The 13,614-nt window shown below is 72.7% G+C and carries 11 protein-coding genes; 5 read left to right on the top strand and 6 right to left on the bottom strand.

The window, feature by feature from the left end; all coding sequences use genetic code 11:
* Positions 1-36: 36 nt before the first annotated feature.
* The gene (locus AC0682_RS14350) at positions 37-909 is read right to left on the bottom strand and encodes a hypothetical protein (RefSeq protein WP_478533062.1); all 873 of its coding nucleotides are present in this window, start codon (positions 907-909) and stop codon (positions 37-39) included.
* A 671-nt stretch (positions 910-1,580) separates the two neighbouring features.
* On the opposite strand from AC0682_RS14350, the gene AC0682_RS14345 reads away from it, so the two are divergent.
* A complete protein-coding gene (locus tag AC0682_RS14345) occupies positions 1,581-3,314 on the top strand; it encodes a chitinase (RefSeq protein WP_478533061.1) in 1,734 nt (577 codons plus the stop codon).
* A 152-nt stretch (positions 3,315-3,466) separates the two neighbouring features.
* Here the strand turns inward: AC0682_RS14345 and AC0682_RS14340 are convergent, their stop codons facing one another.
* On the bottom strand, positions 3,467-4,768 hold the full coding sequence (locus AC0682_RS14340) for an Nramp family divalent metal transporter (RefSeq protein ID WP_478533059.1): 1,302 nt from the start codon (positions 4,766-4,768) through the stop codon (positions 3,467-3,469).
* A gap of 256 nt (positions 4,769-5,024) precedes the next feature.
* Here AC0682_RS14340 and AC0682_RS14335 point away from each other — a divergent pair, with 256 nt between their 5' ends.
* Positions 5,025-6,101 carry a class I SAM-dependent methyltransferase gene (locus AC0682_RS14335; protein WP_478533058.1) on the top strand — a complete coding sequence of 359 codons (1,077 nt, stop codon included), beginning with the start codon at positions 5,025-5,027 and terminating at the stop codon, positions 6,099-6,101.
* A 138-nt stretch (positions 6,102-6,239) separates the two neighbouring features.
* On the opposite strand, the gene AC0682_RS14330 is transcribed toward AC0682_RS14335, so the two are convergent.
* From AC0682_RS14330 to AC0682_RS14320, 3 genes are read right to left on the bottom strand one after another with little or no spacing between them, the layout of a single operon-like run.
* A complete protein-coding gene (locus AC0682_RS14330) occupies positions 6,240-6,650 on the bottom strand; it encodes a RidA family protein (protein ID WP_254811805.1) in 411 nt (136 codons plus the stop codon).
* A gap of 6 nt (positions 6,651-6,656) precedes the next feature.
* Positions 6,657-7,421 carry an IclR family transcriptional regulator gene (locus tag AC0682_RS14325; RefSeq protein WP_254811806.1) on the bottom strand — a complete coding sequence of 255 codons (765 nt, stop codon included), beginning with the start codon at positions 7,419-7,421 and terminating at the stop codon, positions 6,657-6,659.
* On the bottom strand, positions 7,418-8,587 hold the full coding sequence (locus tag AC0682_RS14320) for a sugar kinase (RefSeq protein WP_478533057.1): 1,170 nt from the start codon (positions 8,585-8,587) through the stop codon (positions 7,418-7,420). The genes AC0682_RS14325 and AC0682_RS14320 overlap by 4 nt, the downstream gene beginning before the upstream one ends.
* A 133-nt stretch (positions 8,588-8,720) precedes the next feature.
* Between AC0682_RS14320 and AC0682_RS14315 the strand changes: the two genes are divergently transcribed.
* Positions 8,721-10,118 carry an alanine racemase gene (locus tag AC0682_RS14315; RefSeq protein ID WP_478533055.1) on the top strand — a complete coding sequence of 466 codons (1,398 nt, stop codon included), beginning with the start codon at positions 8,721-8,723 and terminating at the stop codon, positions 10,116-10,118.
* 33 nt (positions 10,119-10,151) lie between these two features.
* Complete coding sequence (locus tag AC0682_RS14310) at positions 10,152-11,771, top strand: N-acyl-D-amino-acid deacylase family protein (protein ID WP_478533053.1); 1,620 nt, start codon at positions 10,152-10,154, stop codon at positions 11,769-11,771.
* 5 nt (positions 11,772-11,776) lie between these two features.
* On the opposite strand, the gene AC0682_RS14305 is transcribed toward AC0682_RS14310, so the two are convergent.
* On the bottom strand, positions 11,777-12,625 hold the full coding sequence (locus tag AC0682_RS14305; protein WP_478533051.1) for a siderophore-interacting protein: 849 nt from the start codon (positions 12,623-12,625) through the stop codon (positions 11,777-11,779).
* A gap of 104 nt (positions 12,626-12,729) precedes the next feature.
* Between AC0682_RS14305 and AC0682_RS14300 the strand changes: the two genes are divergently transcribed.
* Positions 12,730-13,614: TetR/AcrR family transcriptional regulator C-terminal domain-containing protein (locus AC0682_RS14300; RefSeq protein ID WP_478533049.1), on the top strand; the 885-nt coding region annotated here is incomplete at its 3' end.

Genomic DNA, 13,614 nt, shown 5'->3' with positions numbered 1-13,614 from the left:
GGGGCGCGCGAGGCCGGGTGCGACGGTGCGGAAGGCCTAGGGGCCGGAGCGGCTGCCGGATGCGAGCTGGAGGACACCGGTGGACGGTCCGCGGTCGCGGTTCTGGGGGGCCGCGAGCAGGGCGGAGCAGAAGGCGCAGCGGTCCCCGATGAGTTCCATCGCGCACCAGTGGCATTTCTCCCGGCGGACGGAGGCGACCAGTTGGTACAGCACGGAGATGTCCGGGAGATGGGCGGCGAACTCCACGAGCTTGCCCGTGCCCCACCAGCGCGGCGAGTCGGCGGGGACGGCCGTCTCGTGCACGGCCTGGACCTTCCAGGCGGGAGCAAGGGTCTCCCGCACCCAGTCGGACGCCAACGGGCCTTTGGCGACGAGGAGATGTGTACGGAATGCCGGTCCGGTCAGGGGCTCGGCCGTCGGGCCCACCTTGAGGAGCTGCGGTTCGGGCCCGGCGAGGACGGCGAACTGGGAGCCGGGGACCCAGGACCTGGCGTGGCTCTTGAGGCTGACCGGGACCCGGTCGAGCCTGGCCACCGAGTTGAGCAGGGCGCCCGCGTAGATGTAGTGCGACAGCAGCCGGGCCGCGGAGGCGACGACGCCGGGGCTGAAGTCGCAGATGGACAACTGGCGGAGCTGGCGCACCAGTACGGCCACGCCGAGGGGCGGCAGCTCCACCTTGACGAGGGCGATCCGGTCGCTCTCCAGGATCGAGCGGATGGAGTGGAGGCGGCGTTCGTGCTCGGGCCGGATGCCGCTGGGGTAGAGGGCGATCACATAGCCGTGCTGTTCGAGCAGCAGGTGCATGTCGCCGATCGCCAGTTCCAGTGCCTGGGCTCCGGGGGCCTGGAGCAGGGCCGCGGTCGGGGTCTGCTGATCGGTGGGCGGCAGCACCAGATCTGCACTCGTCACTGCTATCGCGGTCGGCACGCTCTTCCCCGTTCGGCTCCGGCCGCCGTCAAGACGTCGGCCGCAATCGCTTGTGCTCCGTGCTCCTGCCTCAGCACTTTAGCCACGTCTCATCAGGCAGAGAACAGTTAGCAGGGACCAGTGCGTCATCATGCGAACACCGTTCGTACGGGATTCGGGCGCCAAACGGGACGAAATCGATTCCGGGCAACTCAGCCGCCCTTGCGGAGCGTTACCGAAGAATCCATGCGGAATCCGGGCACGTTCTCGTTACCGCACGTCAGGGCGGAGCGGGGTGCTTTCCGGACCGCACCGGCAGGGTGTTTCCGTCACCGTACGGAGACCTTCGGCAAGATCACCCGTGTGGGTCGCGGGGTGGTGGCGCCGGATCACCGTCGGGCAAAGAATCCCCGGCGGGGACAGCGCCGCAGGCCCGGCGAAGCACCGCCGGGGCACCCCGCGCCCACCTGCCGCAGGCGCCACCGGGCTGCCGCCGGGACCCCGTTCGCTTCCGGTGGTGTTTCCCGGGGTGCTGCCGGAGGCCTTGACAACTCGATTGGTCTGGACCAGCTTATGCGCAGCGGTGGCCACCGCTTCTGCTCCACCCCGCACGGCAGGACCCATCCCCGCCGCACCACCCCGCCACGTACCACCAACTCCCCACGGAGGCCCACGTGCAACGCTCCGCAGGCAGCAGAAGACGACGCAGGGGGAACGCCTCCCGGCCCTTCCTCGGCGGCGCCATGGCCGTGATCGCGGCCGGGGCCCTGACCGTCACCGGGCTCGTCTCCACCGCCCAGGCCGCCGACGTCAACAACGCCAGGAACCCGGGCTTCGAGTCGGGGCTCGCCAACTGGGCCTGTTCCGGCGGCAGCGGCACCACCGTCTCCACCCCCGTGCGCAGCGGCACGTCCGCGCTGAAGGCCACCCCGGCCGGCCAGGACAACGCCCGGTGCTCGCAGACCGTGGCCGTGAAGCCCAACTCGACGTACGCGCTCAGCTCCTGGGTGCAGGGCGGCTACGCTTACCTCGGGGTGACCGGTAGCGGCACGACCGACGTCTCCACCTGGACGCCCGGCTCCACCACCTGGACCAAGCTCTCCACCAGCTTCCGGACCGGCCCCAGCACCACGTCGGTGACCGTCTACACCCACGGCTGGTACGGGCAGTCCGCCTACTACGCCGACGACATCGAGGTGACGGGCCCCGACGGCGGTGGCGGCGAAGGCCCCGGCCCGGTCATCCCGGGTGCCCCCGCCGGTCTCGCCGCGGGCGCCACGACGACCTCCTCCGTCGCCCTGTCCTGGAACGCGGTCTCCGGCGCCACGGGCTACAAGGTGTACCGGGACGGTGTGCAGGCCGCCACCTCCACCGGGACCTCCGCGACGGTCACGGGGCTGGCCGCCGACACGGCGTACCAGTTCTCCGTGAGCGCCACCAACGCGGCCGGCGAGTCGGTCAAGTCCGCCGCGATCACCGCGCGTACGGCCAAGCCCGGTACGGACCCCGGCCCCGGCCCGGCCGTGCCCAAGCACGCGGTGACCGGCTACTGGCAGAACTTCAACAACGGCGCGGCCGTCCAGAAGCTCACCGACGTGCCGGCCGACTACGACATCATCGCGGTCTCCTTCGCGGACGCCACGCCGACACCGGGCGCGGTCACCTTCAACCTGGACACCGCCGGGCTGAACGGCTACACCGACGCCCAGTTCCGGGCGGACATCAAGACCAAGCAGGCGCAGGGCAAGAACGTCATCATCTCCATCGGCGGCGAACTGGGCACGGTCCGGGTGGAGAACGACGCCTCGGCCACCGCGTTCGCCAACTCGGTGTACGCCCTCATGCAGGACTACGGCTTCAACGGCGTCGACATCGACCTGGAGAACGGCCTCAACGCGACCTACATGACGAAGGCGCTGCGCCAGCTGTCGGCGAAGGCGGGCCCCGGCCTCGTCATCACGATGGCACCGCAGACGATCGACATGCAGTCGACGTCGGGTGAGTACTTCAAGACGGCGCTGAACATCAAGGACATCCTGACCGTCGTCAACATGCAGTACTACAACAGTGGTTCGATGCTCGGCTGCGACGGCAAGGTCTACCACCAGGGTTCGGTGGACTTCCTCACCGCGCTCGCCTGCATCCAGTTGGAGAACGGTCTCGACCCGTCCCAGGTCGGCATCGGCGTCCCGGCCTCCACCCGGGGGGCGGGCAGCGGATACGTCGCCCCGTCGGTCGTGAACGCGGCCCTGGACTGCCTGACCAAGGGCACCAACTGCGGTTCGTTCAAGCCCTCGAAGACCTACCCGTCGCTCCGCGGCGCGATGACCTGGTCGACGAACTGGGACGCGACGGCCGCATTCGCCTGGTCCAAGGCGGTCGGCCCGCACGTCCGCAACCTGCCGTAACCCCGGCGCGCACCACGCCACCGGCAGCACCGGCCGCGTGCACCGCGCCACACCGCAGCACCGGCGCGTGCCACCGCGCCTCCCCCGGAACCTGCAGCGCCGCCGCTCCCCCGGCGGCGCTGCGGCGTTTCACCGAGCCGGTCACCCTCTGCTCACCAGGGCAGCTCCCGCACCTGCTGGACGCACAGCACGACGAACAGCAGCCCCGCCAGGGCCAGCATCCCGTTGCTGACCCACCCGTTGCGCCATTCGCCGGGCGTGCGTGAGGAGTTGAGCAGCCAGATCAGGGTCAGGGCCAGGAAGGGCATGAAGAACGCGCCGAGCACGCCGTACGCGATGACCAGGCCGAAGGGCTCGTCCAGCCAGAGCAGGGCCATCGGCGGGAAGGTCAGCCAGAGGAGGTAGGCGCGGAAGGGCACCGACCGCTGCTGCCGGTCGGCGGTCTCCGGGCCCGCGTGCTCCTTCTCCCCGGCCGCCGGGGCCCGGAACCGCTCCACGAAGTCGGCGAACATCAGGCTCACCCCGTGCCAGACGCCGATCAGCGACGAGAACGAGGCGGCGAAGAAGCCGACCAGGAAGAGCGTGGCGGTGGCCCCGCCGAACCGGGCCTCCAGCACCTTGCCCAGGTCGACCAGCCCCCGGTCCCCCGAGGTGAGGGCGGTCTGCGAGGCGTGCAGCAACTCGGCGCCGACGACGAGCATGGCGACGACGAAGATGCCGGTGGTGATGTAGGCGACCCGGTTGTCGAGCCGCATCACCTTCATCCAGGCGGAGTTGCTCCACCCCTTGGCGTTGACCCAGTAGCCGTACGCCGCCATGGTGATCGTGCCGCCGACGCCGCCGATCAGCCCGAGGGTGTAGAGCAGCGAACCGTCCGGCAGCGCGGGGACGAGCCCGGCGAGCGTGGCCCCCGCGTCCGGCACCACCCGGGCGGCCACGTACACGACGACCACGAACATGATGCCGACCAGGACCGTCATGACCTTCTCGAAGACGGCGTACCGGTTGAACCAGACGAAGACCAGCCCGGTCAGCCCGGTCACGATCGCCCAGAACTTCAGCCCCGGCCCGTCGGGGAAGAGCGCCACGACGGGCAGGGCACTGGAGGACATGGCCGTCGCGCCGTAGATGAAGCCCCAGAGGACGACGTACACCGCGAAGTAGACGGTCGTCCACGCTCCGAGGCTGCGCCAGCCGTCGAAGAGCGTGCGCCCGGTGGCCAGGTGCCAGCGCCCGGCCGCCTCGGCCAGCGAGATCTTGACGAGGCACCCGATCACCGCCGCCCACAGCAGCGTGTACCCGAACTTGCTGCCCGCGACCAGCGTCGCGACCAGATCCCCGGCCCCGACCCCGGTCGCCGCGACGACGATCCCGGGGCCGATGTACTTCCAGCTGGACGTGCGCGGCCGGGAGGCCGGCTCCCCTGTCCCTGTGGTTGCTCTTGTCTCAGCCATGCCGATCAAGGAAGCGCAATCGGCGGGTCGGCACAAGGGGGCGCACGGGGGCGGGAGGGGGTGCGCTCACCCGCGACAGAGGGATCCCGCGGCCCGGCGTCCCAGCCCTCACCGTCCACGCGGGCGGCGAGCGCGCGGCGCGCCGCGCGAGGACGGCGTAGCGTTTGTCGGGGGACCTGTTGGCCGGCGGTGGGTGGCGGACACGGGCGGGGGAAGCGGTTTCGGCGGCGCGCCGCGGCTTTCCGAAGGAGGCGCCATGAATCGGCAGACCGTGGATCCCGTCCGGCAGGAGGAGTTCGCCGGGCGGATGACGCAGGTCCTCAACGATGCCTGCCTGGGGTATCTGTGCAGCCTCGGGCACCGGACCCGGTTGTTCGACGTGATGGCGCTGCTGCCACCGTCGACCAGTGAGCAGATCGCCGGGGCCGCCGGGCTGGACGAGCGCTATGTGCGCGAGTGGCTGGGCGGGGTGACCGTGGGCGGAATCGTCGTGTACGACCCGCAGGAGCGTACGTACCGGCTGCCGGCCGAGCACGCCGCCTCCCTCTGCCGGGCCGCCGGGCCCGACAACCTGGCTTCCTTCCTCCAGGATCTCGCGCTGATCGGACTGGTGGAGGACCAGGTGGTCGCGGCGTTCCGGGACGGGGGCGGGGTGCCGTACTCGGCGTATCCGAAGTTCCAGGAACTGCAGGCGGAGGAGACCGCCCGGGTCTACGACGCCGCCCTGGTCGACGCGATCATCCCCCTGGTGCCGGGGCTGGCGGAGCGGCTGGGCTCGGACGGCGGTCTGGACGTGCTCGACATCGGTACGGGCCAGGGGCACGCCGTCAACCTGCTGGCGCGGGCGTTCCCGGCCAGCAGGTTCCGCGGGGTGGACATGTCCGAGGACGGCATCGCGGCGGCCCGGGCCGAGGCGGCGGCGCTGGGCCTGCGGAACGCGCGGTTCGACGTGGCGGACGCGACTGCGGTGACCGGCCCGTACGACCTGGTCACCGCCTTCGACGTGATCCACGACCTGGCCCGCCCGGCGGAGGCCCTGGCGGCCGTCGCCGGGGCGCTGCGGGACGACGGGGTGTTCCTGATGGGGGACATCGCGGCCTCCAGCCTGCTGGAGGAGAACCTCGACCACCCGCTGGGGCCCGCGCTCTACACCTTCTCGGTCTTCTACTGCATGACCGTCTCGCTGGGCGAGGGCGGGGCGGGGCTGGGGACCGTGTGGGGCCGGCAGACCGCGCTGCGGATGCTGGAGGAGGCGGGGTTCAAGGAGGTCGCGGTCCGGGAGGTGGAGGGCGACATCCTGAACCTGTACTACGTCGCGCGGAAGGGGAGTTGAGGGCGGGGCCGAGCACGGCACGGCGCCCCGGGGGGATGGGACGCCGTGCCGTGAGACGGGTGGGAGAGTTGCCGCGGGTGGACCAGGCCGACCGGTGCGGCAGGTCCTTCGGGGGCGCCGGAGCCGGAGCCCGAGCCGTCAGCTGAGCACCGCGAGCGCGTCGATCTCGATCAGCAGGCCCTTGGGCAGGCCCACGTAGACCGTCGTCCGCGCCGAGGGGGCCTCCTTCAGGTTCTGCTCGGCGAAGTAGGCGTTGTAGATCTCGTTCATCTCCGCGAAGTGGTCCACGTCCGTGAGGTAGACGCGCATCATCATCACGTCGTCCCAGCTCGCGCCGCCCTCCTCCAGGATCGCCTTGACGTTGGCGAAGGTCTGGAGGGTCTGCTCGCGCAGGGTGGGGCCGGCCGGGGTCGGGGCCTGGCCCTCGACCGCGGGCAGGAAGCCGACCTGGCCGGCGACCTGGAGGATGTTCCCCTTCTTGACGCCGTGCGAGAACCGGGCCGGCGGCGCGGTGTGGGTGGAGGGGGTGAGCGCGATCTTCTCGGTCATGGCTGATCAGACTTTCCTGGGTCGGTGGGTGCCGGAGCCGGAGTACTCCCGGCTGACGGTCTCGGCGGTGCGCCGGACCAGCGGGAGAAGGGTGAGGAGTTCCTCGGCCGTGACGACCACGTTCGGTGCGGAGACCGACATGGCCGCGACGACCCGGCCGTCCGCGCCGCGGATGGGGGCGCCGATGCAGTTGATGGACTCCTCGTGGCCACCGAGGTCGGTGGCCCAGCCCTGTTCGCGGACGACGGCCAGCTCCTTGAGGAAGGCGGGCGCGTTCGGCGTCGAACGGGACGTGTACATGGGGTAGTCGAGCTTCTCGGCGATCGCGCGCCGCTCGGGCTCGGTGAGGTCGGCCAGCAGCAGCTTGGCCACGGCCGCGACGGTGATCGCGACGGGCTTGCCGATCCGCGAGTACATCCGGACCGGGTAGCGGCTCTCGACCTTGTCGATGTAGAGGACTTCCTGCTCCTCGTAGACCGCGAGGTGCACGGTGTGCCCGCAGCGGTCGTTCAGCTCGACCAGGTGAGGGTGGGCGATCTCCCGTACGTCGAGGTTCTCGACGGCCTCCTGGGCGAGCGCGAAGAGCCGGGCGCCCAGACGGTAGCGCTGGTCCTGCTGGCGGTAGACGAGCCCGTGCTCGTGGAGCGTACGCAGCAGGCGCAGCGCCGTGGACTTGTGGACGCCGAGCCGCTCGGCGACCTGGCCGAGATCGGCGGGGCCCTGGGCGAGCAGCGGCAGGATGCTGAGTGCCCGGTCGACGGTCTGGCTCATGGCGTACGTACCTCCTCGTGGGCCCGGTCGGCTGCGGTCCAGCCGGGGCCGAGACGAAGTCTCCCCCAGGCGCCGTCGTCGAGGGCGACGAGGCCGTCGGCGTGGTCGCGGGCGGGCGGTTCGGTGAGATCGCCGGGGACGGTGAGGACGGCGGCGGCCATCAGGTGCCCGTGCCGGACCCGGTCCCGTACGGGCAGGCCGCGCAGGGTCGCGGAGAGGAACCCGGCGGCGAACGCGTCCCCGGCCCCGACGGCGGCGACGACATCGACGTGGAGCGCGGGGACGGAGGTGACGGTGTCACCGCTCCCCGTCCCGGCGGCGTCCTCGGCCACGGCCACGCCCTCGGCCGCGCCCTCCGTGGAGCGCGAGCCGGGGGCGTCCTCGGCCCCTCCGGCGTTCGAGGAGCGGGGCCCGGGGCCGCGTCCCGAGGCGAACACCGTCGCACCCGCGCTCCCCCGCTTCACGACCACCAGGCCCGGCTCCGGCAGGGCCGCCCGGATCGCCTCCGCACCGGCGATCCCCCACGCCTCGTCCGCCTCGTCCTCCCCGACGAAGACCAGGTCGCAGCGGCGGGCCAGCTCCAGCAGCACACCGGCGTCGCCGTCCCGCCACAGCCGCGGCCGGTGGTTCACGTCGAAGGAGACCAGCGGGCGGCCGGGGCGCGCGGCCGTCAGCTCCCGCAGCAGGGCCAGGCAGTCGGCGGAGAGCGCGGCCGTGATCCCGGACAGATGCAGGATCCGCCCCGCGAACAGCTCCTCGTACGGCACGTTCGCCGGCGACATCGCGGACGCCGCCGATCCCGCCCGGTAGTACGCCACCTCATGGGTCCCGGTTCCGCGATCCGCCGCCGTACGGAAGTAGATGCCCGTCGGCCGGTCCGGATCCCGGCGGACCGCCGAGGTGTCGACCCCGTACCCCGCGATCGTCTCGACCAGGTGGTCACCGAAGCCGTCGGCCCCGACCCGCCCCACCCAGGCCGCCCGGTGCCCGGCGGCGGCGAGTGCGCAGGCCACGTTGGACTCGGCGCCCCCGATCCCCCGCCCGAAGGACGGCACGTCGGCGAGGCGGCCGGGCTGCGAGGGCAGGAACGTCACCATGGACTCACCGAGGCAGACGACATCGGTGGTCGCGGCGGCGCGGGCCGTCCCTGCTGCGGGTCCGGACACTGAGGGCTCCTCGCTGGTCGGTGTGCGGGCCGGTGGTCACCATTGACCGGGCGTCGGCTCGGATGTTAGACAGCGTTGAGCGATATACGCAATGAATGTTGCATATGTTGCAACGAACTTCGAGGAGCTCACCTTGGCAGCCGACCGCCCCACCGACCGTCCCGCGTCACCCACGGCCGACCACACCGCGCCCCCGCGCTCCGCCCGCCCCGCCCCGCCGACGACCGGCCGCGCCGCCTCCCCGGCCGTCGAGCACGCCGCCTCCCTCGCGGCCGGCCTCGCCGACGAACGCGTCGACCACCGCTTCAAGGCCCTGCCGCCCGACGCCGAGGGCCTGACCGTCAAGACCCTCGCCGCCGAGCGCCGCAACCTCTTCACCGGCGGGTTCACCACCCCCGTCCTCGCCCTCTCCGCCGAGTCGGTCGAGCACAACCTGGCCCTGCTGGAGACGTACGCCGAGCGCCACGGCCTCGCCTTCGCCCCGCACGGCAAGACATCGATGGCCCCGCAGCTGTTCGCGGACCAGCTGCGGCGCGGCGCCTGGGGCATCACGGCCGCCGTTCCGCACCAGGCGCGGGTCTACCGGGCGTACGGGATCGGGCGGATCTTCCTCGCCAACGAGCTGGTCGACCCGGTCGCGCTGCGCTGGCTGGCCGACGAGCTGAGCGCCGACCCGGAGTTCCGCTTCATCTGCTACGTGGACTCCGTGCGCGGGGTCGAGCTGATGGAGGAGGCCCTGAGCGCGGCGGGCGCCACCCGCCCCCTCGACGTGGTCGTGGAGCTGGGCGCGGGCGAGGGCGCGCGGACCGGGGCCCGGACACAGGCCGACTGCGCGGCGGTGGCCGACGCGGTGGCGGGGGCCGGGTCGCTGCGCCTGGTGGGCGTGGCCGGGTACGAGGGCGAGGTGCCGGACGCCGACCCGGAGCGCGTACGGGCGTGGCTGCGGCGGCTCGTGGCGCTGGCGGACGCGTTCGACGGCGAGAAGCGGTTCGCCGGGGCCGAGGAGATCGTGATCAGCGCGGGCGGCAGCGCCTGGTTCGACGCGGTGGCGGACGTCTTCGCGGAGATCGGCGAACTGAGCCTGCCCGTGTGCAAGTTGCTGCGCTCCGGTGCGTACGTCTCGCACGACGACGGCCACTACAAGCACCTGACCCCCTTCAACCGGGTCCCCGAGGAAGGGGCGTTGGAGCCCGCGTTCCGGCTCTGGGCCCAGGTGGTCTCCCGCCCGACCGGCGAGCAGGCCTTCCTGAACGCGGGCAAGCGGGACGCGGCGTACGACCTGGATCTGCCCGAGGCCCAGGTGGTCCGCTCCGCCCGGGACGGCTCGGTCCGCCCCGCCACCGGGATCACGGTCACCGGCCTGTCCGACCAGCACACGTGGGTGCGTACGGAGACAGGGGCCGGGCTGGAGGTGGGCGACTGGGTCGGGATGGGCCTCTCGCACCCCTGCACCAGCTTCGACAAGTGGCAGCTGATCCCGCTGGTGGAGGCGGACGGCACGGTCACGGACTACATCCGCACGTTCTTCTGAGCCGTTCCGTTTCCGCTCTCCGAGAGGTCACCCATGGACCTGGTCCTGCGCGACGCGCTCGTCGTCGACGGCACCGGCGAGCCGTCCTACCGCGCCGATGTGGCGGTGGACGGCGGCCGGATCGCCGAGATCCACCGCGAGGGCACCCCCGGCCCCCGGCCCACCGCCACCCGGACGGTCGACGCCGACGGGCTCGCGCTCGCCCCCGGCTTCATCGACATGCACGCCCACAGCGACCTGGCGCTGCTGCGCGACCCGGACCACAGCGCGAAGGCGGCGCAGGGCGTCACGCTCGAAGTCCTGGGCCAGGACGGCCTGTCGTACGCCCCGGTCGACGACCGTACGCTGGCGGAGGTCCGCCGCTCCATCACCGGCTGGAACGGCGACGGCTTCGACATCGACTTCGACTGGCGCACGGTCGGCGGCTACCTGGACCGCCTGGACCGCAACTTCGGCGGCCAGGGCATCGCGGTCAACGCCGCCTATCTCATCCCGCAGGGCACGGTCCGGATGTACGCGGTCGGCTGGGAGGACCGCCCGGCCACCGACGCCGAACTGGCCCGGATGAAGGGGCTGGTGGACCAGGGCATGCGGGAGGGCGCGGTCGGCATGTCGTCCGGCCTGACCTACACCCCGGGGATGTACGCGGACGGCGCCGAACTCACCGAGCTGTGCCGGGTGGTGGCCCGCCACAGCGGCTACTACTGCCCGCATCACCGCAGTTACGGGGCGGGGGCGCTGGAGGCCTACGAGGAGATGGTGGCGCTGACCCGTAGCGCGGGCTGCGCCCTCCATCTCGCCCACGCCACCATGAACTTCGGCGTGAACAAGGGCCGGGCGCCGGACCTGCTGGCCCTGCTGGACGGTGCGCTGGAGGCGGGGGCCGACATCTCGCTCGACACCTACCCGTACACCCCCGGCTGCACCACCCTCGTGGCGATGCTGCCGAGCTGGGTGAGCGAGGGCGGCCCGGAGGCGGTCCTCACCCGGCTCGCGGACCCTTCGAGCGCCGAGAGGATACGGCACCACCTGGAAGTACTCGGCTCGGACGGCTGCCACGGGGTGCCGATCGAGTGGGACACCATCGAGATCTCCGGCGTCAGCGCCCCGCACCTGGGCGGGTACGTGGGCCGGACGGTGGCGGAGTCGGCGGCGCTGCGCGGCGAGGAGCCCTGGGAGACCGCGCGGCGGCTGCTCACCGAGGACCGGCTGGGCACGACGATCCTCCAGCACGTCGGCCACGAGGAGAACGTCCGGCAGATCATGCGCCACCGGGTGCACACGGGCGGCAGCGACGGCATCCTCCAGGGCGACAAGCCGCACCCGAGGGCGTACGGCACGTTTCCCCGGTATCTGGGCCGGTACGTCAGGGAGTTGGGAATCCTCTCGCTGGAGGAGTGCGTGGCCCACCTCACCTCCCGCCCGGCCGCCCGGCTGCGGCTGGCGGACCGGGGCCTGGTGCGCGAGGGGTACCGCGCGGACCTGGTGCTCCTGGACCCGCAGACGGTGGCGGCGGGCTCCACCTTCGAGGAGCCGCGCACCCTGCCGGTGGGCATCCCGCACGTGCTGATCGACGGCAGGTTCGTGATCGAGGACCACCGCCGTACGCCGGTGCTGGCGGGCCGGGCGGTTCGGGGCGCGGGAGCCGCCTGAGGCCCCTAGGAGGCGTCGGCGGCACGCTCCGCCGCCCAGGCCAGGTCCTCCTTGGTGGGGGCGTCGTCCTGGGTGAGCGCGCGCCGCCAGTATCCGCTGAACTCTACGGCCTGCTTGGGCAGTTGCCGATCCATCACCAGGTGGCGGCGGAGGTCCCGCACGGCGGACGCCTCCCCCGCCACCCAGGCCGCGTCCACCCCGTCGAGGTCGGCGCCCGCTCCCCGTACGGCCGCGACGAGCGAGCCGCCCCGGTCCCGGTGGACCCACCGGACCTCCGCCCCTCCGGCGGCGGGCGGCAGCTCCCGCTCCTCCGCCGCGTCCGCGACCTCCGCGTACACGACCGCCGAGGTCCCGGCGGGCAGCGCCTCCAGCACCGTGGCGATGGCCGGGAGCGCCGTCTCGTCCCCGGCGAGCAGCATCCGCTCCGCCTCCGGCAGCGGCCGGGCGTAGAGGGAGGACGGGCCGACCATGCCGAGGACGTCACCGGGGCGGGCCGCCGCACCCCAGCGCGCGGCGGGCCCGCCGTCGCCGTGCAGCACGAAGTCCACGGCCATCACGTTGCGTTCACGGTCGTAGGAACGGACGGTGAAGCTGCGCATCCAGGGCCGCTCCGCCTCCGGGATCGCGAGGTACGCCTCGTACCAGCGCATGCCGTACGGATCGTCGGCGTCCCGCTCCGGCAGCCGGGGCACCGCGTGCCCGGCGCGCGGCAGGCAGAGCTTCAGCTGCTGGTCGGGGCGGTCCTCCAGGAGCCCCGGCAGTTCGTCGGCGGTGAAGCCGACCCTGGCCGTGCCGGGGGTGATCCGCTCGACGTCCACGACCCGTACGTAGGTGACCGGCAGCGCCTGGCCCATCGCGACCCAACCCCTCTCATGGCAGCGGCCACGGACGACCGCTGATACCTTACGGCGTAATGAATTACCCGCCGGACGTTACTTTACACCGTAAGGAGTCGCACGTGGTGGTCTTCGCCGGGCAGGGCGACCCGTACCGTTCCCTCTCCCTCCTCTGGCGCGCGGACGCCCCGCGGTCGGCACGTGGCGGCCCGGGCCCGAAGCCCCGCCTCAGCGTGGACGCGATCGTGGCGGCGGCCGTGGCGCTCGCGGACGCGGAGGGGATGGCGGCCCTGTCGATGCGCGCGGTCGGCGAACGGCTGGGACGCACGGCGATGGCGCTCTACACCTACGTCCCCGGCAAGAGCGAGCTGCTGGACCTGATGTACGACGCGGTCCACGCCGAACTCCCCACCGCACACCCGGAGTCGGCCCCGGACGACTGGCGCACGCCGCTCACCGCCTGGGCCGCGGACGTCCTGGAGTTCTACGTACGCCACCCCTGGGTGCTCCAGGTCTCGCAGGCGCGGCCGGTGCTGGGACCGCACGAGTACGCCGGGCTGGACACGCTGATCACCCTGCTGCGGGCGACGGGCCTGCCGGCCGGGGCGGTGCGGCGGCTGGTGGGCACTCTGGTGCCGTTCGTACGGGGCTCGGCGCAGACGGTGGCCGACGCCCGACTGGCCGCCACGGCCACCGGCAGCTCCGACGCGGAGTGGTGGGCGGCGCGCTCGGCGGCCCTGACGGAGCTGGTCCCGGACTTCGCGGAACGCTTCCCCGCGGTGAGCGGCCTGGAGGCGGAGGGCCCGGTGGCGCCCTACCCGGGTGCGGCCCCGGACGACGGGATGCCGTATCCGGAGCGGGAGGCGCGCGAGACGTTCCGGGTGGGGCTCGGGGTGCTGCTCGACGGCATCGAGGCGGGGGGGGGGGGGGGGGGGGGGGGGGGGGGGGGGGGGGGGGGGGGGGGGGGGGGGGGGGGGGGGGGGGGGGGGGGGGGGGGGGGGGGGGGG

This window comes from Streptomyces sp. NPDC043746, assembly GCF_056436485.1.
The sequence above is the reverse complement of the archived record's forward strand: the minus strand, read 5'-3'. Positions and strand labels throughout refer to the sequence as shown.